The sequence below is a fragment of the Ruegeria sp. YTSC199 genome (genome assembly GCF_059609725.1).
The window spans coordinates 91251-110060 of sequence record NZ_JBXWMF010000015.1 but is presented as its reverse complement, the minus strand read 5'-3'; the positions used below and the strand labels follow the sequence as shown (position 1 = coordinate 110060).

The 18810-nt window shown below is 60.0% G+C and carries 16 protein-coding genes; 11 read left to right on the top strand and 5 right to left on the bottom strand.

What is annotated here, in order from left to right:
• Nucleotides 1-7: 7 nt before the first annotated feature.
• Nucleotides 8-751, bottom strand: coding sequence for an RNA methyltransferase (locus AC2FEE_RS15455; RefSeq protein WP_496866218.1), 744 nt, complete (start codon nt 749-751; stop codon nt 8-10).
• Between the two features lie 153 nt (nt 752-904).
• Between AC2FEE_RS15455 and AC2FEE_RS15450 the strand changes: the two genes are divergently transcribed.
• The 4 genes from AC2FEE_RS15450 to AC2FEE_RS15435 all read left to right on the top strand — a co-directional run bounded on the left by AC2FEE_RS15450 (nt 905) and on the right by AC2FEE_RS15435 (nt 4112).
• Nucleotides 905-1522, top strand: a complete 618-nt coding sequence (locus AC2FEE_RS15450; RefSeq protein ID WP_496866217.1) for a thiamine phosphate synthase — start codon at nt 905-907, stop codon at nt 1520-1522.
• Nucleotides 1523-1567: 45 nt separating this feature from the next.
• A complete protein-coding gene (locus AC2FEE_RS15445; protein WP_496866216.1) occupies nt 1568-2461 on the top strand; it encodes a PfkB family carbohydrate kinase in 894 nt (297 codons plus the stop codon).
• Nucleotides 2458-3366 (top strand): pseudouridine-5'-phosphate glycosidase, encoded by a 909-nt coding sequence (locus AC2FEE_RS15440; protein ID WP_496866215.1) that lies wholly within the window; start codon nt 2458-2460, stop codon nt 3364-3366. The genes AC2FEE_RS15445 and AC2FEE_RS15440 overlap by 4 nt, the downstream gene beginning before the upstream one ends.
• A gap of 68 nt (nt 3367-3434) precedes the next feature.
• Nucleotides 3435-4112 carry a DUF502 domain-containing protein gene (locus AC2FEE_RS15435; protein ID WP_496866214.1) on the top strand — a complete coding sequence of 226 codons (678 nt, stop codon included), beginning with the start codon at nt 3435-3437 and terminating at the stop codon, nt 4110-4112.
• On the opposite strand, the gene AC2FEE_RS15430 is transcribed toward AC2FEE_RS15435, so the two are convergent.
• The gene (locus AC2FEE_RS15430) at nt 4113-5138 is read right to left on the bottom strand and encodes a patatin-like phospholipase family protein (RefSeq protein ID WP_496866213.1); all 1026 of its coding nucleotides are present in this window, start codon (nt 5136-5138) and stop codon (nt 4113-4115) included.
• A 15-nt stretch (nt 5139-5153) separates the two neighbouring features.
• The gene (locus tag AC2FEE_RS15425; RefSeq protein ID WP_496866212.1) at nt 5154-5927 is read right to left on the bottom strand and encodes a 3-hydroxybutyrate dehydrogenase; all 774 of its coding nucleotides are present in this window, start codon (nt 5925-5927) and stop codon (nt 5154-5156) included.
• 292 nt (nt 5928-6219) lie between these two features.
• On the opposite strand from AC2FEE_RS15425, the gene AC2FEE_RS15420 reads away from it, so the two are divergent.
• Both AC2FEE_RS15420 and AC2FEE_RS15415 read left to right on the top strand, forming a co-directional pair.
• Nucleotides 6220-8034, top strand: a complete 1815-nt coding sequence (locus tag AC2FEE_RS15420; RefSeq protein ID WP_496866211.1) for an extracellular solute-binding protein — start codon at nt 6220-6222, stop codon at nt 8032-8034.
• A gap of 539 nt (nt 8035-8573) precedes the next feature.
• Nucleotides 8574-8810: a hypothetical protein gene (locus AC2FEE_RS15415; RefSeq protein ID WP_170325112.1), complete on the top strand. Its 237-nt coding sequence runs from the start codon at nt 8574-8576 to the stop codon at nt 8808-8810.
• Here AC2FEE_RS15415 and AC2FEE_RS15410 read toward each other — a convergent pair.
• Complete coding sequence (locus AC2FEE_RS15410) at nt 8799-9422, bottom strand: helix-turn-helix domain-containing protein (protein WP_480640279.1); 624 nt, start codon at nt 9420-9422, stop codon at nt 8799-8801. The genes AC2FEE_RS15415 and AC2FEE_RS15410 overlap by 12 nt on opposite strands.
• A 65-nt stretch (nt 9423-9487) precedes the next feature.
• Here AC2FEE_RS15410 and AC2FEE_RS15405 point away from each other — a divergent pair, with 65 nt between their 5' ends.
• The 5 genes from AC2FEE_RS15405 to AC2FEE_RS15385 all read left to right on the top strand — a co-directional run bounded on the left by AC2FEE_RS15405 (nt 9488) and on the right by AC2FEE_RS15385 (nt 15337).
• Nucleotides 9488-11005 carry a class I adenylate-forming enzyme family protein gene (locus AC2FEE_RS15405; RefSeq protein WP_496866210.1) on the top strand — a complete coding sequence of 506 codons (1518 nt, stop codon included), beginning with the start codon at nt 9488-9490 and terminating at the stop codon, nt 11003-11005.
• A complete protein-coding gene (locus tag AC2FEE_RS15400) occupies nt 11002-11661 on the top strand; it encodes a DsbA family oxidoreductase (RefSeq protein WP_496866209.1) in 660 nt (219 codons plus the stop codon). The genes AC2FEE_RS15405 and AC2FEE_RS15400 overlap by 4 nt, the downstream gene beginning before the upstream one ends.
• Before the next feature lie 75 nt (nt 11662-11736).
• The gene (locus AC2FEE_RS15395; RefSeq protein WP_496866208.1) at nt 11737-12945 is read left to right on the top strand and encodes a multidrug effflux MFS transporter; all 1209 of its coding nucleotides are present in this window, start codon (nt 11737-11739) and stop codon (nt 12943-12945) included.
• Between the two features lie 56 nt (nt 12946-13001).
• Complete coding sequence (locus AC2FEE_RS15390) at nt 13002-14666, top strand: tetratricopeptide repeat protein (protein WP_496866207.1); 1665 nt, start codon at nt 13002-13004, stop codon at nt 14664-14666.
• Entirely contained in the window at nt 14663-15337 is a 675-nt protein-coding gene (locus AC2FEE_RS15385; protein WP_496866206.1) for an SH3 domain-containing protein, read from the top strand. The genes AC2FEE_RS15390 and AC2FEE_RS15385 overlap by 4 nt, the downstream gene beginning before the upstream one ends.
• On the opposite strand, the gene mfd is transcribed toward AC2FEE_RS15385, so the two are convergent.
• On the bottom strand, nt 15334-18789 hold the full coding sequence (gene mfd, locus AC2FEE_RS15380; RefSeq protein WP_496866205.1) for a transcription-repair coupling factor: 3456 nt from the start codon (nt 18787-18789) through the stop codon (nt 15334-15336). The genes AC2FEE_RS15385 and mfd overlap by 4 nt on opposite strands.
• Nucleotides 18790-18810 lie beyond the last annotated feature (21 nt).

Genomic DNA, 18810 nt, shown 5'->3' with positions numbered 1-18810 from the left:
TCCAGCCTCAGCCCTTGTCCTTCCAGCGGACCATCTGCCGCATGATCCCGTGCAGCATCTGCACATCCGCCCGCGTCATCCGCATCCGAGACCACAGATTGCGCAGGTTGGTCTTCATCCCTTCAGCCTTTTCCGGCGGGTAGAAGAACCCGGCCTCTTCCAGCCGGTCCTCATAGTGTTCGACCAGCTTTTCAACCTCGATGCCCGTGGCCCAGTCACCCTTGCCCAGATCGGTGGCCTCATGCACCACGTCCCCGGTCTGGCGCATCCACTCATAAGCAGTCAGCAGCACGCATTGGCCGAGGTTCAGCGAGGCATATTCCGGGTTCACCGGCACCGAGATGATGGCGTTGGCCTTGGCGATATCTTCGTTCTCAAGCCCTGCACGTTCGGGACCGAACAGCACCGACACCTTCTCACCTGCCGCTACCTTTTCGGCCGCAATCTGCATGGCGCGCTCCGGGCTGAAAACCGGCTTGGTCAAGCCCCGCTGCCGTGCCGTGGTGGCAAAGACAAAGGTACTATCGGCCAAAGCACCGCCCAAGTCATCGAACAGCTGCGCCTCATCCAGCAACCGCCCTGCGCCGCTGGACATCGCCACCGCCTTGGGGTTCGGCCACCCGTCACGCGGCGCCACGATCCGCATTCGGTCCAGCCCGAAATTCCACATTGCCCGCGCGGCGGCTCCGATGTTTTCGCCCATCTGCGGGCGCACGAGCACAAAGGAGGGCTGAGATTTATCGCTGGGCATGGCTGTCTCCGGAAAACTTCGGGATGCTGTAATAGGCGTGCCCCAACAGAGCAAGGCGCTGAGGCGGCTAATTACTCCCCGAATGCCATAAAAGTTTGCTTCCCCGGCGCAATCCGCTAAACCGCGCCAAAGACAAAAGCCGAAGGACGCGCCATGGACACCCCCGAGCAGCCGCAGATTTACCTGATTACGCCTCCGACCATTGCGCTCAGCATCTTCCCCGAGCAGTTAGGCCGCGTGCTGGACAGCACCGAGATCGCCTGTATTCGGCTGGCTTTGGCGGGCAATGACGAAGACACCATCGCCCGCGCCGCCGATGCCTGCCGTGAGGTCGCCCATGCGCGGGATGTGGCGATCGTGATTTCGAACCACGTTCTGCTGGCGCAACGGCTTGGGCTGGACGGGGTTCATCTGGACGACGGTGCGCGCTCGGTCCGGGCTGCGCGCAAGGAATTGGGCACGGATGCCATCGTCGGCAGCTTCTGCGGTGCCTCCAGCCATGACGGCATGACCGCTGGTGAAACGGGCGCGGATTACGTGGCCTTCGGTCCGGTCGGCACGTCGGCTCTGGGTGACGGAACCATCGCCGAAAAGGACCTGTTTCAGTGGTGGTCCGAGATGATTGAGGTTCCGGTTGTTGCCGAAGGTGGCCTGACCGCAGAGCTGATCCGCGACATTGCCCCACACACGGATTTCTTCGGCATCGGGGAAGAAATCTGGTCGCAGGACGACCCGGTCGCTGCGCTGAAAACCCTGACCGAAGCGATGTGAGCGTTAACCCTTGCGCCCGCGCCGGGGCTGCGGCATGAGTTTGTCATGACTCAGAACAGTGAAATCCTGTGTATCGGCTCGGTCCTGTGGGACGTTATCGGACGCTCGGCCAGCGCTATGCGGCAGGGCTCGGACGTGCCGGGGCGGATTACCCGCCTGCCCGGTGGTGTGGCCATGAATATTGCCATGACCTTGGTGCGATTTGGCATGACCCCGACCCTGCTGACCGCCATTGGCCGCGACCCCGAAGGCGATGAATTGGTCAACGCCTGCGCCCGTCTGGGAATGGTGACGGACCACATCTATCGCTCCCAGGATTTGCCGACCGACCGATACATGGCTGTCGAAGGCGCCAACGGCTTGATCGCCGCAATCGCCGACGCGCATTCGCTTGAGGCTGCGGGGGCGAAAATTCTGCGCCCTCTGATGCATGGTCCTCTGGGCAATGAGAATGCGCCATTCGAAGGTCCCATCGCGCTGGACGGCAATCTGACCCTGACCCTGCTGGAAGAAATCGCGCAAAGCCCCGCTTTTGCGCGCGCTGACCTGCGCGTGGCCCCGGCGTCGCCTGGAAAAGCCGAACGCCTGCTTCCATTCCTGAAACACGCCCGCGCGACACTTTATGTGAACCTCGAAGAAGCGGGCATCCTGTGTCATTGTGAATTCACGGATTCCGAGAGCGCCGCCAAAGACTTGCTGGGCCGTGGCGCGTTGCGGGTGCTGGTCACGGATGGCGGCAACTCGGCCACCATCGGCAGCGCAGATGGAATCCTGACCCAAACACCCCCGCCCGTCTTGGTCACCCGCGTGACCGGTGCAGGCGACACATTCATGGCTGCCCATATCGCATCAGAATCCGGCGGAGCATCCAGCGATGAGGCCCTGACCCGCGCTCTGAACGCCGCCGCAACATACGTATCCGGAGAAACCCCACTGTGATCGACATCCAATATTCCGCCGAGGTCCGCGCCGCAAAAGACGTAGGCCAACCCATCGTCGCGCTTGAAAGCACCATCATCACCCACGGGATGCCCTACCCTCAGAACATCGAGGTCGCGGCACAAGTTGAACAGGATATCCGCGACGCGGGCGCCGTTCCGGCCACGATTGCGGTGATCGACGGCAAACTACAGGTAGGCTTGGAAACTGACGAGTTAAGTGCACTGGGTCAGGCCCAAGGCGTTGCCAAACTGTCGCGTGCCGACATGGCCGCCTGTATCGCCACCGGTGGCACCGGGGCTACCACGGTGGCCGCGACCATGATCGCCGCGCATTTTGCCGGGATCGAGGTCTTTGCCACTGGCGGCATTGGCGGAGTGCATAAGGGGGCCGAAACCACGTTCGACATCTCCGCTGATCTGCACGAGCTGGCGCAAACTCCTGTAACCGTTGTAGCGGCAGGCGCAAAAGCGATCCTTGATCTGGCGAAAACGCTGGAAGTTCTGGAAACACTGGGCGTTCCGGTCATCGCCCATGGTCAGGACGAATTTCCTGCCTTTTGGTCTGCCCAATCGCCCTATACCGCGCCCCTACGCATGGACACAGCCGGGGACATCGCCAAAGCGCATGCCGCCCGCCGCGCGCTTGGCCTGCCCGGAGGTCAGCTGATCGCCAACCCGATCCCCGCCGCCGATCAAATTCCAGCCGACGAACTGGCCCCCATCATCGTTTCGGCCCAGGCCGACGCGGACACTCACCGGATCACTGGTAAAGGCGTCACACCTTACCTTCTGCAGCGGATTTACGAACAGACCGAGGGCCGCTCACTGACCGCCAATATCGCACTGGTGCGCAACAACGCGAAACTGGCCGCCAGCATCGCGCGAGCGCTGGCCTCAGACTGAGTTACATAAGCCTATTGTACCAAGGCCCCGGACTGCTTAACTAAATCCGCAAACCACTCAGGACTGCAATGAACACGCCCTTTGACGAAGAACCACACCGCCGACCGGGTCTGTTTTCCCGACTGCGCGCGTCTTTTCTGACGGGCGTCGTCGTCATTGCACCTGTGTGGCTGACCATCTGGCTGATCTGGTCGGTCGTGGGCTGGGTCGACAGCGCGGTACTGCCGCTGATCCCGCAGCAATTCCAACCGGAGGAATATGTGGGCGTGAACCTGCGCGGTGTTGGAGTGGTGATCTTCCTGATCTTCACCGTCCTCGTCGGCTGGGTCGCCAAGGGCATCCTCGGCCGCTCGCTGATCCACTTCGCCGAAAGCGTCGTCGACAGGATGCCCGTGGTCCGCTCGGTTTATTCCGGGATCAAGCAGATCTCGGAAACGGTGTTTGCCCAGACCGAACGGTCGTTCGAGAAAGCCTGCCTTATCCAGTACCCTCGTCGCGGCATTTGGGCGATTGGTTTCGTCTCGACCACCGCCAGAGGCGAGGTCAGCGAGCGCGCTGAAACCGGTGGTGAACTGCTGAGCGTTTTTGTCCCGACCACGCCCAACCCGACCTCGGGTTTTCTGCTGTTCTTCCCCGAAGAGGACGTGATCCTGCTGGACATGTCGATCGAGGAGGCCGCAAAGCTGGTGATTTCTGCCGGGCTGGTCTATCCGAACGAAAAAGACCCGACGCAGCCGCCGGAATAATCAGCCAAACATCTCGGGCAGGTCAACGGTGCTCCGTTCGCCCAAATCGGCTTTGTGATCCTTGATAAACCGATGAGCCGCTGCGCGCCCGGCCTCTTTCAGCTTGTGCAGAACGACCGGGTTCGGCACCGTTTTTGTCACCACCGACAGTTCGTTCATCAGCGCGTCATCCGCGATCATGTGAATCAGAACGCGGCTCATCTCACCTGCCCTCAGTTTCCCTTCGGTCAGCAGCCGCTGAACGAAACTGATCGCGCGCAGTTCGCGGAACAGGGAAGAGTTAAAGCTGATCTCATTGATCCGGTTCTGGATTTGCTGCGGCGTTTTTGGCACCTCGTCGCGTTCCAGCGGGTTGATATTCACGATCACCACGTCATCGGGCAGGTCGTTGTTGAACAGCGGGTAAAGCGCCGGGTTGCCGGTATACCCGCCATCCCAATAAGCCTCGGTTCGGCCCGACTTGGGGTCAAAAATCTCAACCGCCTGAAATAGGGTCGGCAGACAGGCCGAGGCCAAAATCGCATCTGTCGAAATCTCATCCCCGGTGAAAACCCGGATCTTGCCGCTGCGCACGCAGGTCGCGCAGACATGCAAACGCGGGCCCTCATCGGCGCAAATCTCATCGAAGTTGAACCGGTCCACCACAGGCTCCAGCGGGTTGCGGTAGAACGGGCCATAGGCATAGGGCGACACCAGCCGCGACCACGCATCCCCAACGGAAAACGGCAGGGAATACTCCATAGCCTGTGCAACTTGCGCGGGCTCGATGGCCTGCATCCAATTGGCAAAGCGCATGTCCCCGATCGCGCCCATCCGCTCCCATAGCCTGTTCAGGTTGGCGCGCGCACCGTCACGCCCATCCCGAACCATACCGGACTTGAACGCCGCACCATTGAGCGCCCCGGCCGAGGTTCCGGTGATCGCCGCAACCTCGATATCCTTCTCATCCAGCAGCCGGTCGAGAACACCCCATGTGAACGCACCATGCGCGCCACCGCCCTGAAGAGCCAGATTGATCCGTTTCACCGCGCGCCTCCTAGGTCAAAGGGCAGTCCAGCCACCATCTACCGAGATCGTCGTCCCGGTGATCTGCGCCGCCGCATCCGAACACAGGAACACCGTGGTTCCGCCCAACTGTTCAACCGTTGCGAACTCTTTCGAGGGCTGACGTTCCAACATGACGTTCTTGATCACGTCCTCGCGGCTCATGTCGTATTCTTTCATCGTGTCGGGAATCTGAGCCTCGACCAGCGGTGTCAGTACATAGCCCGGGCAGATCGCGTTGCAGGTAATCGGCTCCTGCGCGGTTTCCAGTGCCACTGTCTTGGTCATCCCGACAACGCCATGTTTCGCCGCGATGTAGGCCGCCTTGAAGGGTGATGCCGTCAACCCGTGCGCCGAGGCGATATTCACGATCCGTCCCCAGCCGGCCGCGCGCATCATCGGCAGCGCCGCCGCCATGGTGTGATAGGCCGAGTTCATGTTGATTGCGATGATCGCATCCCATTTGTCTACCGGGAACTGGTCGATCGGCGCGACGTGCTGAATGCCCGCGTTGTTCACCAGAATGTCGCAAGCCCCCGCCTTTTCGATCAGCGCGCGACATTCGCCAGCAACGGACATGTCCGCCTTGATATAGCGCGCCTTGGTGCCGGTCTCTTGCGCAATCTCGGCGGCCAGCGCGTGATCTTCCTCCCGGTCGGTGAACGAGTTCAGAACCACATCGGCCCCGGCTTTCGCCAGTTCGCGCGCGACGCCCAAACCGATCCCCGAATTCGATCCCGTGATGATCGCTGTTTTTCCCGAAAGGTTCATGGGTTCTCTCCCTCAATTTCTGCTTCCCGCGCACAGTGCCATGCTGCACCTGCAAAGAAAACGGGGAAACACCCGGCTTCTGAAGCCACACGGAAAAATGCCAAAAAAAACGCCCGCACGAAGCGGGCGTTAAGTTATTGAGGCAGGTTTCATACAGGCAAGAAACCTATCGAGCAGTGCACCCTTTATACGCAATTCCCCGCCTTCGTCCAAGCTAAAAGTTTGAAAACAAGAAAAATCATCGGTACGGTGAATCCCAACAAAATAAGGCCAGAGCAGGATTGTTTCCAAAATGCGCCCCGATTTTCTACGCCCCGTTCGCCCTGTGATTGCGGGAATCGCTTCTGTTTTTGCCGCCACAATTGCTCATGCAGAATCGGCCCATGGCATAGCTATGTACGGTGACCCTGCCCTACCACCGGATTTTGTGTCTCTGCCCTATGCCAACCCCGAGGCACCGAAAGGCGGCAAAGTTGTTTTCGGCAATACCGGCGGCTTTAACAGTCTGAACCCCTTCGTACAGAAAGGAACCGTACCCTGGCAGCTGCGTTTTTGGACCCACGAAAGCCTGATGGGCCGATCCTGGGACGAACCTTTCACTCTTTACGGGTTGTTAGCCGAATCAGTTGAGACTGCGCCGGACCGTTCCTGGGTCGAATTTACCCTGCGCGAAAACGCCCGGTTTTCGGATGGCAGCCCGGTAACCGTGGACGATGTTGTCTGGTCGTATCAGACGCTGGGCACCGAAGGGCACCTTCGTTACCGCGGGCTGTGGGGCAAGATCGACAGCATCGAACAAACCGGCCCGCGCACGGTACGGATCACCTTCAACGAACCGGATCGGGAACTGGCCCTGATCACCGGCCTCCGCCCGATCCTGCAGAAAGCACAGTGGGAGGGGAAGAATTTCGCCGACTCGGCGCTGCATGATGTTCCAGTCGGATCGGGGCCCTATGTAGTCGATGATTATGAGGCCGGTCGCTATGTGACCTTGCGCCGGAACCCCGACTATTGGGGTGCTGATATCCCCTTCCGCCGCGGCACCATGAACCTCGATGAGATGCGGATCGAATTCTACGGCGACGGCACAGTCCTGTTTGAAGCGTTTAAAGCTGGCGCACTGACGGCGGTACGGGAATTCAATGCCGACAAATGGGACACGCAGTACAACTTCCCCGCCGTTCAACGCGGCGATGTCATCAAGACCGAGATCCCGCACGGCAAGCCGTCGGGCATGACCGGGTTCGTCATGAACACCCGCAAAGCCCCCTTCGACGATTGGCGTGTGCGCGAGGCACTGATTTTGGCGTTCAACTTCGAATACATCAACGATACGATCACCGGCGGCACACAACCCAGGATCACATCATATTTTTCCGGGTCTGATCTGGGTATGCAGCCCGGCCCCGCCACCGGCCGCGTTGCAGAGTTGCTACAGCCCTATGCCGACGACCTGCCACCCGGAGCGCTTGAAGGGTATGCCCTGCCTGTTGGCGACGGCTCGGCCCGCAACCGCGCCAATATCCGCAAGGCGAACCAGTTGTTGACCGAGGCGGGCTGGACCGTTCAGGACGGAGTGTTGCGTAATCAGAGCGGTGAAGACTTCGCCGTCACCGTCCTGCTGCAACAAGGTGATACTGAGGGCCAGACGGCCATCGAAATCTATACCCGTGCGCTTGAAAGGCTCGGGATTCAGGTCACCGTCGAACAAGTGGATAGTGCCCAGTTTACCGGCCGTAATGCCGAACTGGATTTCGACATGACTTTCTTCCGCCGTGCCATGTCCCTGTCGCCGGGCAATGAACAGCGCCTGTATTGGGGTAGTGAAAACGCCGACACTCCGGGTACGCGCAACCTGATGGGTGTTGCCTCTCCGGCGGTGGACGGGTTGATCGACGCGATGCTGGCATCGGAAAGTCGCGAGGATTTCGTAGCCGCCACCCGCGCGCTGGACCGGGTTCTGACCGCCGGACGTTATGTCATACCGATCTGGAATTTCGACGTCGGACGTATCGCTCATGCCAAAGAACTGAAACAGCCCCAGACTGTGCCGATTTATGGTGATGGGCCGGAATACATGCCACAGGTCTGGTGGTATGAAGAGTGACCAAATCGGCAGGATCGTTGGCGCGATCAGCCCCATAGCCTTCAACGCGCAGATTTTTCATATCTGCAGGTTAGTATCCTAAGTTGTGCCACGCCAAATGGTCGCACCTTTCGGCGGAATTTGGCACACGCACCAAATACACCCACATATTGCGCAGACGTATCTGCAATTATCTACATATAGCGAAAACACCCATTTCCAGCTAATGCATTAAAAATAGCCACAAGGGGCTTTACGGATCGCCCCCCAACGATATAGCCTACGCGTGTTTTGGCGCACCGGTTGATCGGATTAATTGTGATAAATTCGCTAGATAGCTGATCATTCAACACGTCAGACCCGAGTTTTGCGGACCGGCCTCCACTCACTCACACCTCAGGTCCGTAGGCCCGTCGCGCGATCAGTGTGGCGGGCCTCATTAACCCTACGTAAGCGCAAACCAGGTGCGACATTTTGTCATGCACTTGGACCCCTATGCCCTCCGTACCCTGATATGAGGGCCGAGCAGCCGTGAAACCCGAATTACGGAAAGCTGACAAATGTTGAACTGGACTGACCTGACGCAAGACTGGGACGCTATGTACTCTCGTGCAAAACGGCGTTTTCCAAACCTGCGCGATCAGGACAAGGTGCGGCTGAGCAAAGACCGCAAAGGGTTCGAAGCGTATTTGGCCGAACGCCACCACCTGACCGTGAATGAAGCACACGAAGAGCTTGAGGATTTTCTGTTTACCGAAGGCCTGAACCGAGAGTTCAGCCGGTCTTTAAGCAAGTGATGTGACCCAGAGGATCGTTGCATCCTCGTCACTGACCGAAATCACGTTGTGTCCCATGCTGCCGTCGTAATAAGCGCTGTCTCCCCGACGCATTTCGACGGGTTCGTAGAACTCGGTGTAAAGCTGGACGACCCCTGTCAGCACATACAGGAACTCTTCGCCATCGTGGCGCACCCAGCCATCAAACTCATCCATTGACCGCGCACGCACGCGGGCGCGATACGGCAACATCTGCTTTTTCGTCAGGTTCTCGGCCAGTAGCTCATGTTCATACGTCGTCGTGGGATGCGCGGCCCCTTCGCCCATACGCGTCACGGACATACGTCCGATTACCTGATCCCGCTGCGGCGGCGTGAACAGTTGCGGCACCGAAATCTCCAACCCGATCGCCAGCTTTTTCAGCGCGTCATACGTGGGTGACATCTGCCCGTTTTCGATCTTGCTAAGGGTCGAGCGCGCAAGCCCTGCTTGCGAGGCCGCCTGTTCCAGCGTCCAGTTCCGCGCCTTGCGCAATTGGCGCACGCGCGCGCCCAGATCAAGCGGTTCGAGCTCGGCGTGGTTGCCCGAGTCCCGCGCAATGCGGATCAGTGAAGGCTGTTCATTGGTGCTCATGCGCAACTCTATAGGCCCAGCCCGTCCCGCTTGCAACGCGCCAAGCACCAAGGTAGCCAGTGGCCATGCTGTCTGTTTTTGATCAGGGGCCGCCTTTGCCCTGCCCCGCGCCATTCAACCTGGCTGCACATGTGTTGCGACGAACGGATGATGATCCGGACAAAATCGCCTTGTCGGTTCTGCGCCCTGACGGGGCCCAAGACTGGACCTATCGCGCGCTGAAGTCGGCCATTCTGGGTACTGCCACCGGTTTGCTGCGTGCCGGGCTTAAACCGGGTGACGTTGCGCTGATGCGGTTGGGGAACACGGTCGATTTCCCCATTGCCTACCTCGGGGCCATTGCGGTCGGGATTGTGCCCGTACCGACATCCTCGCAACTGACCGAGCCGGAAACCGCGCGCATGATCGCGGACCTGCAACCGGCTGCCATCCTGCGGGACCCGGCCGTCGCCTGCGCGCCGCACCCGTTGCAGATTGCTCTGGCCGAACTGACCGAGATGCGAACTTTGCCCGCAGCCGAGTTTCAGATGGGCAACCCCGAGCGACTGGCCTATGTCGTCTACACCTCGGGCACGTCCGGCAAACCCCGCGCGGTGGCCCATGCGCATCGCGCAATCTGGGCGCGCCAGATGATGATCGATGGTTGGTACGGACTGCGGAATACGGATCGCCTGTGCCATGCGGGTGCGTTCAACTGGACCTATACGCTGGGCACCGGGTTGATGGATCCCTGGACCATTGGCGCAACTGCTTTGATCCCCCAACCTGGAACCGATCCGGACGCACTGCCCACCTTGCTGCAGCAGCACCAAGCAACGATCTTTGCAGCGGCGCCCGGCGTGTATCGCAAACTGCTGAAAACGCCGGCAAACATGCACCTTCCCGCGCTCCGCCACGGCCTCTGCGCGGGTGAGAAACTGTCGCGGCACCTGCACGCGCAGTGGGTTGAGGCGACCGGGACTGAACTCTACGAAGCCTACGGCATGTCCGAGTGTTCCACCTTTATATCGTCCAGCCCGGCCCATCCCGCACGGGGCGAGTCGCTGGGGCAACCGCAACCGGGCCGCCGTGTTGCGATCCTTGGGCCGGATGGCCCGGTACCGCAGGGGCAAGAGGGCACCATCGCCATTCACCGCTCGGATCCCGGCCTGATGCTGACCTACCTCAACGCGCCTGACGAGGCCGAGGCGCGGATGCAGGGCGATTGGTTCCTGACCGGCGATCAGGGTGCCATGGCCGTCGACGGGCAGATCACCTATCTGGGCCGCGACGATGACATGATGAATGCGGGCGGCTATCGCGTTTCTCCAGTCGAGGTCGAGGCCACATTGTCTAAATTCCCTGGGATCACACAGGTTGGCGCGGCGGCAGTTGAGGTCAAAGAAGACACATTCGTGATAGCAGCCTTCTATACCGGGCCGGAAAAGCTGGACGACAGCGCATTGCAAACCTATGTGGAGGCAAATCTGGCGCGGTACAAACAGCCGCGTGCGTTCATTCACCTGCCCGAGCTTCCGACCGGTGGTAATGGCAAACTCCTGCGCCGGGCTCTGCCGGCCTATTTCAAGGCGACCACACCATGACCCAGACCGTCAAACTCGACATCATGTCCGATCCGATCTGCCCATGGTGCTATATCGGTAAAACCCAACTGGACAAAGCACTGGCCGCAATTCCGGATCACCCTATGGTGATCGAGTGGCATCCGTTCCAGCTGAACCCCGAAATGCCGGATGAAGGCATGGATCGGCGTGAGTATCTGGAGCACAAATTCGGCGGCAAAGACGGTGCCGTGCGCGCTTACGCTCCGGTGGTTGAGCACGCCGAGAAAGCCGGGCTCAGCATCGACTTTGAGGGGATGAAACGCACCCCCAACACGCTGGACGCCCATCGCCTTATCCACTGGGCCGGAATCGAGGGAAAGCAGAATGATGCCGTGGATGCCCTGTTCGATGCCTATTTCGTGCAGGCCCGCGACATCGGCGACCACGAAGTGCTGGCCGATATCGCTGACAGCATCGGCATGGACGCTGCCGTAGTACAGAAATTGCTGAAGTCCGACGCCGACCGCGAGGACATCCGCAACCGCGATACCCATTCCCGCCAGATGGGCATCCAATCGGTTCCGACCTTCATCGTGGCCAATCAACACGCAGTTCCGGGCGCGCAACCGCCGGAAATGTGGGAAAAAGTGATTGGCGAGATCATGTCTCAGCTTGAGGGTTCCCCTGCAAATTAGCACAGGGGTCTGTGCGTATTGATCCCTAGCGCCACCTGACTTGTCGTGATAGCGCGATCAGGTCAGGAGGACGCAATGGCCAATCGCATGTCAAAAGGTGAGTTCATCGCTCTTGTCGCAATGATGTTTGCGACGATTGCGTTTTCCATCGACTCAATGCTGCCCGCCCTGCCCGAGATTGGCGCACAGCTCAGCCCCGAGGACATTAACCGGGCACAGCTGATTCTGACCTCATTCGTGCTGGGCATGGGGATCGGCACGTTCTTCATGGGTCCGCTGTCGGACGCGTTTGGTCGCAAGCCAGTGATCTTCGTCGGCTCGGCTTTGTACATCGTTTCAGCTGCCGTCGCCTGGGCCAGTTCTTCGCTGGAACTGCTTTTGATTGCCCGGGTCGCGCAAGGCGTCGGCTGTGCCGCGCCACGCGTGGTTGCCATGGCTGTCATCCGGGATTTGTACTCGGGCCGTGAAATGGCGCGGATCGTGTCCATCGCCATGATGATCTTTACATTGGTGCCTGCCGCGGCACCAATGCTGGGGGCCGGGATGATCGCTATCGCGGGCTGGCGCGGAATTTTCGTTTCGTTCATCCTGTTTTCGTTGATCACCGTATTCTGGATGGGCCTGCGCCTGCCGGAATCGCTGAAGCCCGAAAATCGCAGGCCGCTGCGCCTGCCCCTGATGGTCTCTTCCGCGCGCGAGATGTTCGTGCACCCCACCGTCCGGGTTTCGATTTTCGTGCAAACCCTTTGTCTGGGCATGTTGTTCACCACGCTGACCATGGTGCAACCGGTCTATGACGTCATCCACGACAGCGCCGACAGTTTTCCCTTCTGGTTTGGCTTCGTCGCGCTGATATCGGGGTCTGCCAGCCTGCTGAACGCGGCGCTGGTGATCCGGGTGGGGATGCGGCGGCTGGTAACCTGGGCTTTGGGCGCGCAGATCGCGATTTCAATTGGTGTTTTCATTCTGAACTCAATGCCTCTGACACCGAACCTGTCCTTTGCGACTTTTGTCTTTTGGCAGACCTCTATTTTTTTCATGGCAGGCATGACGATGGGAAACCTGAACGCCATCGCGATGGAGCCGATGGGGCATATCGCCGGCATGGCGGCCTCGGTCATCGGTGCGGTCTCGACCGTTCTCGCTGCGGCTATTGCGGCTCCCATCGGGTTGTTGTTCGACGGGTCGCTGACCCCTTTGACCACCGGCATTCTATCAATGAGCGTGATCGGCTTTGGACTGATGCTGCATATGGGCCGGATTGAAAACAGACTGCCCGCCTGACCTGTGCAGATTACGCGAATCCCGCTAACCTTCCCTTGATCCGAGAGGAGGTTTCAATGCGTTACGATTACGATCTAGGTTCTCATTCCTGTCCGGTCACCACATCCTCGCCCGAGGCGCAGCGATGGTTTGATCGGGGATTGGTCTGGACCTACGGCTATAACCATGAAGAAGCCGTGGTCTGTTTCCAACGAGCGGCCGAACATGATCCAAACTGCGCCATGGCCCATTGGGGGATCGCCTATTCGGCCGGTCCGAACTACAACCTGCCTTGGGATTTGCTCGATGAAAGCGGGCAGCAAAAGGCGCTTGCGCAGGCCTTTGATGCAACGCAACAGGCGCTGGCTTTGCTAGACAGCTGCACCTCGGTCGAGCAGGCCCTGATCCGAGCCTTGCCCGCCCGATACCCGCAGCGTGACCCGATCAAGGATATGCACAGCTGGGATCACGATTTCGCCGATGCCATGCGCGCGGCGTTTGCCGAACAGCCCGATCATCTGGATCTGCGCACCATCTATGTCGAGGCACTGCTGAATCTGACACCTTGGCAGATGTGGGACCTCAAAACCGGCCTACCTGCCGAAGGTGCCGCCACGCGCGAGGCGCAGAAGGCCTTGGAAGACGCGATGGCCAACGACCCCGCTGCGATGTTTCATCCCGGCCTGCTGCATCTCTATGTGCATCTGATGGAGATGTCGCCAACCCCGGAAAAGGCGCTCAAGGCCGGAGATGTGTTGCGCACATTGGTCCCCGACGCGGGCCATTTGGTGCATATGCCGACCCATATCGACGTGTTGTGCGGGCACTATCACAATGTTGTTTACTGGAACGAAAAGGCCATCGAGGCAGATTTGAAATATTACGAGCGTGAAGGCGCGTTCAACATCTATACCGGCTATCGCCAACACAATTACCACTTTGTCATCTACGGCGCATTGTTCCTTGGGCAGATGGAACCGGCCCTGCGCGCCAACCAGGGCATGTGGGACACCACACCCGAAGACATGCTGCGCGTCGAAAGCCCTCCGATGGCGGATTACTTCGAAAGCTACATGTCGATGGGCCCGCATATCCTGATCCGCTTTGGCCAATGGGAAGAGGCCAAGGCGTTGGAGATACCATCGGACCCCGACCTCTATCGCACGCTGACGGCAACCATTCACTATGCCCGCGCCATCGCCCATGCCGCCACCGATCAGGTTGTCGAGGCAGAGGCCGAGGAACAGCTGTTCCTTTCCGCAAAGGAATGCGTCCCCGAGACACGCCTGCTGCACAATAATCGTGTTGTTGATCTGCTGGAGATCGCCCGCGAAATGCTGCGCGGAGAGATCGAGTATCGCAAAGGCAACTATGAGATTGCCTATGCCCACCTGCGCCGCTCGGTCGAGTTGGATGACACGTTGCCCTACGACGAACCGTGGGGTTGGATGCAGCCCACCCGCCACGCGTTAGGGGCGCTGCTGTATGAACAGGGTCATGTGGCCGAGGCCGAAGCCGTCTATCGCGAGGATCTGGGGTTGGGTGGTACGCTCAGCCGTGCCTCGATCCATCCAGACAACGTCTGGAGCCTCAAGGGCCTGCATGACTGTCTGAAAACGCGCGGTGACACCGTTGAGATCGTGCAGGTTAAACAACGGCTCGATCTGGCACTGGCTCGGGCAGACCGTGCGGTGGGTGCGTCGTGCTTCTGCGCCCAAGCGGCGATGAGGGCCGCCGAATGAGATACGCCTTTTTGTTGACGGCCCTGCTGTGCGGCCCCGCTCTGGCGGATCGTCAATCCTTTCCTCCGGTCGATCAGGCTGCGCAAGACCCCTCTCTGGTGGCCTTTCGCGATGCGCTGCTGGCCGGGGTGACCGCAAGGGATACCGATGCCGTGGTCGCAGCGGCCTGTCCCGACATCTACCTCAGCCACGGAGGAAATGGTGGTCCAGAAGAGTTGCGCGCCAATCTGATCATGGATCCGGAAACCCTGTCGGAGGAGCATCGCAAAGACGCGGATGCCTTACGCGAAGCCTATTGGTCCGATCTGGAAAACACCCTCTCCCAGCCCGGTTATTTTGATGACGAGGGCGAGTTCTGGATGCCGCATCAGTGGCAGATCACCCTGCCCGCCTCGCTGGACCCTTTCATGGCCTATTACGTTACCGGATCAGATGTGGCGCTGCGGCAGTCGGCCGATCGCGACGCGCCGACCTTGGGCCTAATCAGCCACGAGGTCGCGATCATCCGCGATTTTCAGGACGGCTCGGACTATCAACGGGTGCTGCTTACCGATGGGATCCAAGGCTACATGCACCGTGACTACTTGTGGCCGATGACAGGCCACCGCGCCGCGTTCGTGAAATCCGACGCGGGCACCTGGCAGCTGTGCACCTTTGTCAGCGGAGACTAAGCTTTGGCTTTTTTCTTCTCGGCCATCAGCTTCTCAGCCAGATCCCGGGCGATAGCGAAGGCTCCCTTGATCTTGTCGCTGTCCTTCTTCCAGTCACGCCGTACGACGATCTTGTTGTCCTTTACCTTGGCCAGCCCGCGCTGGTTCTGGATGAACTCGACCAGCCCTTGAGGCGACGCGAACTTGTCATTGTGGAACTGGATTGTTGCACCTTTCGGCCCACCGTCCAGCTTGGCAATGCCAGCTCGTTTGCACATGGCCTTGATGCGGACGACCAGCATCAGGGTATTCACCTCTTTCGGCAACGTGCCGAAGCGGTCGATCAGTTCGGCCGCAAAGCCTTCCAGTTCGACCTTGGTCGAAAGCGACGACAGGCGGCGATAGAGACCCAGACGCACGTCCAGATCGGGCACATAATCCTCGGGGATCAGAACTGGCACACCCAGATTGATCTGCGGTGCCCATTGGTCATCGGCGTCGGACAACCCTTCCATCTCACCGGCTTTGATCTTGGCAATCGCCTCTTCCAGCATCGACTGATAAAGTTCGTAACCCACGTCGCGCATCTGACCCGATTGCTCCTCGCCCAGCAGATTGCCTGCTCCGCGAATATCCAGATCCTGCGATGCCAGAGTGAACCCGGCCCCAAGCGTATCCAATGAGCCCAGAACCCGCAGCCGTTTCTCGGCTGTGGCGGTCAGTTTTTGGCGCGGCTTGGTGGTCAGATAGGCATAGGCGCGGGTTTTCGATCGCCCCACCCGGCCGCGTATCTGGTAGAGTTGAGCCAGACCGAACATATCCGCCCGGTGCACAACCATTGTGTTGGCGGTCGGGATGTCCAGCCCGCTTTCCACAATCGTCGTTGCCAGCAGCACGTCGTACTTGCCGTCGTAGAAAGCATTCATTCGATCGTCGAGTTCCCCCGCCGCCATCTGCCCATGCGCGACCACGTAAGTCAGTTCCGGCAGTTGGTCCTTTAGGAATTCCTCGATTTCGGGCAGGTCCGAGATGCGCGGCACCACATAGAAACTCTGTCCGCCGCGATAATGCTCGCGCAGCAGAGCCTCGCGGATGGTGACTGCGTCGAAATCGCTGACATAAGTTCGAATGGCCAGGCGGTCGATGGGCGGTGTGCCGATGATAGACAGGTCTCGCACACCGGTAAGGGACAATTGCAGCGTCCGCGGTATCGGCGTGGCGGTCAGGGTCAGGACGTGAACATCCGAACGCAGCTGCTTCAGACGCTCCTTGTGACCGACGCCGAAATGCTGTTCCTCGTCGATAATCAGCAGGCCCAGATTGTTGAAACGGATGCCCTTGGCCAACAGTGCATGGGTGCCGATCACGATATCGACCGTACCGCGCGCCAGCCCGTCGCGGGTTTGCTGCGCCTCTTTGGCCGAGACAAAGCGCGACAGCTGACGGACCTCCAGCGGGAAACCGCGGAAACGGTCTTTGAAAGATGCCGCGTGTTGGCGCGCTAGCAGAGTGGTTGGTGCAATCACCGCAACCTGCACACCGGACATTGCAGCCACAAAAGCCGCGCGCATGGCGACTTCGGTCTTGCCAAATCCCACATCACCGCAGATCAGGCGATCCATCGGCGCGCCCGAGTGCATGTCTTCCATAACGTCCGAGATCGCGCGCAACTGGTCATCGGTCTCCTGGTAGGGAAAGCGCGCGCTGAACTCCTCCCACGCATGGGGTGGAGGGTCCATGACCGGGGCTTTGCGCAGGGCCCGTTCAGCAGCGATGCGGATCAGCTTGTCCGCCATCTCGCGAATGCGCTCTTTCAGTTTGGCTTTCTTGGCCTGCCATGCACCACCGCCCAGACGGTCCAGCAGCCCTTCGTCATGGCCGTATTTCGAAAGCAACTCGATGTTTTCAACCGGCAGGTACAGTTTGGCCTGCTCGGCATATTCCAGCAGCAGGCATTCATGCGCAGCACCTGCAGCGGTGACGACCTCCATCCCCATATAGCGCCCGATGCCGTGATCCACATGCACCACCAGATCACCGGGGCTGAGCGATTGGGTTTCGGTCAGGAAGTTCTCGGCCTTGCGGCGTTTCTTGGGCTGGCGGATCAGGCGGTCGCCCAGCACATCCTGTTCGGCGATGACCGTCAAGTCGGGGGATTCGAACCCATGCTCCAGCGCCCAGACGGCCAAATGCAGCCCGCGTTTGCCGATACGGGTGCCGTTCGAAACCGGGATTGCCTCGGCCAGCCCTTCGTCCTCGATCAGACCGGTCAGACGTTCGCGCGCGCCCTCGGAGTAGGACGCGATCAACACCGGCCCCTTGGCCATCTTGTCGGTAATATGGCTCGCCAGCGCACCAAACAGGCTGATGCTTTCCTGTTGCCGCTCGGGCGCAAAGTTACGTCCGATCCGGCCGCCCGCATCGATCACACCCGGCCCGCTGGCCTGCGGTAGTGGACTGAACTGCAGCACCCGCCGATCGCCCACCACCTGCTCCCACGCCGCGTCGTCCAGATACAGCAGACCGGGCGGTGTCGGTTTATAGACCGTGTCCATGCGCGAGCGGTTTTCCAGTGCCAGCCGTCGGGTTTCGTACTGATCCGCAATCGTATCCCAGCGCGCAAGCCGCGCGGGCGTGACCTGATCGTCCACGGTGATCGTGGCATCCGGCAGGTAATCGAACAGGGTTTCCAACCTTTCATGGAAAAAGGGCAGCCAGTGCTCGATACCCTGATGCTTGCGCCCTGCGCTGACGGCTTCGTATAGCGGATCATCCGTGCCCGCGGCGCCAAACTCGATACGGTAATTCTGGCGGAACCGGGTGATAGCTGCCTCATCCAGAATGACCTCGGAAACCGGGGCCAGTTCCACCATGTCCAGCTTCTCGGTCGTGCGCTGCGAAACTGGATCGAACCGGCGCGCGCCGTCCAGAACATCACCGAACAGGTCCAGGCGCACAGGGCCGGATTCACCAGGCGGGAAGATGTCGATGATCCCACCCCGAATGGCATAATCACCGGGTTCCATCACCGTCGGGCTTTGCGTGAAACCCATCCGCACCAAAAAGTTCCTCAGAGCGGTTTCATCAACGCGATGGTCCACGCGCGCCGTAAACGCAGCCTCTCGCAGCACATCGCGCGCGGGCACCCGTTGGGTGGCTGCGTTCAGCGTGGTCAACAGCACGAACCGGTCCGGCATCTGATGCACCAGCGCCGCCAGCGTCGCCACGCGGGCCGCAGCGATATCCGCATTGGGCGACACCCGGTCATAGGGCAAACAATCCCAGCCCGGGAAGACAAAGACAGGCATGTCCGGTGCAATAAAGGCGAGCGCGGCCCGCATTGCCTCCATTCGCTTGTCGTCACGGGCGACATGGGCCACCGGCCCGCCGGAACGCGCGATCTCGTTCAGGACAAGCTGCGCGTCAAACCCCTCGGGGGCGCCGCCAACAGTTACGTGGTTCGGAGCCGTCATCGCCTAGCCTTTCCGAATTTT

What these genes read in the sequence shown, in the direction of transcription:
- AC2FEE_RS15455 (WP_496866218.1), bottom strand. Translation starts at nt 751, where the DNA reads ATGCCCAGCGATAAATCTCAGCCCTCCTTTGTGCTCGTGCGCCCGCAG.
- AC2FEE_RS15450 (WP_496866217.1), top strand. Translation starts at nt 905, where the DNA reads ATGGACACCCCCGAGCAGCCGCAGATTTACCTGATTACGCCTCCGACC.
- AC2FEE_RS15445 (WP_496866216.1), top strand. Translation starts at nt 1,568, where the DNA reads ATGACTCAGAACAGTGAAATCCTGTGTATCGGCTCGGTCCTGTGGGAC.
- AC2FEE_RS15435 (WP_496866214.1), top strand. Translation starts at nt 3,435, where the DNA reads ATGAACACGCCCTTTGACGAAGAACCACACCGCCGACCGGGTCTGTTT.
- AC2FEE_RS15425 (WP_496866212.1), bottom strand. Translation starts at nt 5,927, where the DNA reads ATGAACCTTTCGGGAAAAACAGCGATCATCACGGGATCGAATTCGGGG.
- AC2FEE_RS15420 (WP_496866211.1), top strand. Translation starts at nt 6,220, where the DNA reads ATGCGCCCCGATTTTCTACGCCCCGTTCGCCCTGTGATTGCGGGAATC.
- AC2FEE_RS15415 (WP_170325112.1), top strand. Translation starts at nt 8,574, where the DNA reads ATGTTGAACTGGACTGACCTGACGCAAGACTGGGACGCTATGTACTCT.
- AC2FEE_RS15410 (WP_480640279.1), bottom strand. Translation starts at nt 9,422, where the DNA reads ATGAGCACCAATGAACAGCCTTCACTGATCCGCATTGCGCGGGACTCG.
- AC2FEE_RS15405 (WP_496866210.1), top strand. Translation starts at nt 9,488, where the DNA reads ATGCTGTCTGTTTTTGATCAGGGGCCGCCTTTGCCCTGCCCCGCGCCA.
- AC2FEE_RS15400 (WP_496866209.1), top strand. Translation starts at nt 11,002, where the DNA reads ATGACCCAGACCGTCAAACTCGACATCATGTCCGATCCGATCTGCCCA.
- AC2FEE_RS15395 (WP_496866208.1), top strand. Translation starts at nt 11,737, where the DNA reads ATGGCCAATCGCATGTCAAAAGGTGAGTTCATCGCTCTTGTCGCAATG.
- AC2FEE_RS15390 (WP_496866207.1), top strand. Translation starts at nt 13,002, where the DNA reads ATGCGTTACGATTACGATCTAGGTTCTCATTCCTGTCCGGTCACCACA.
- AC2FEE_RS15385 (WP_496866206.1), top strand. Translation starts at nt 14,663, where the DNA reads ATGAGATACGCCTTTTTGTTGACGGCCCTGCTGTGCGGCCCCGCTCTG.
- mfd (WP_496866205.1), bottom strand. Translation starts at nt 18,789, where the DNA reads ATGACGGCTCCGAACCACGTAACTGTTGGCGGCGCCCCCGAGGGGTTT.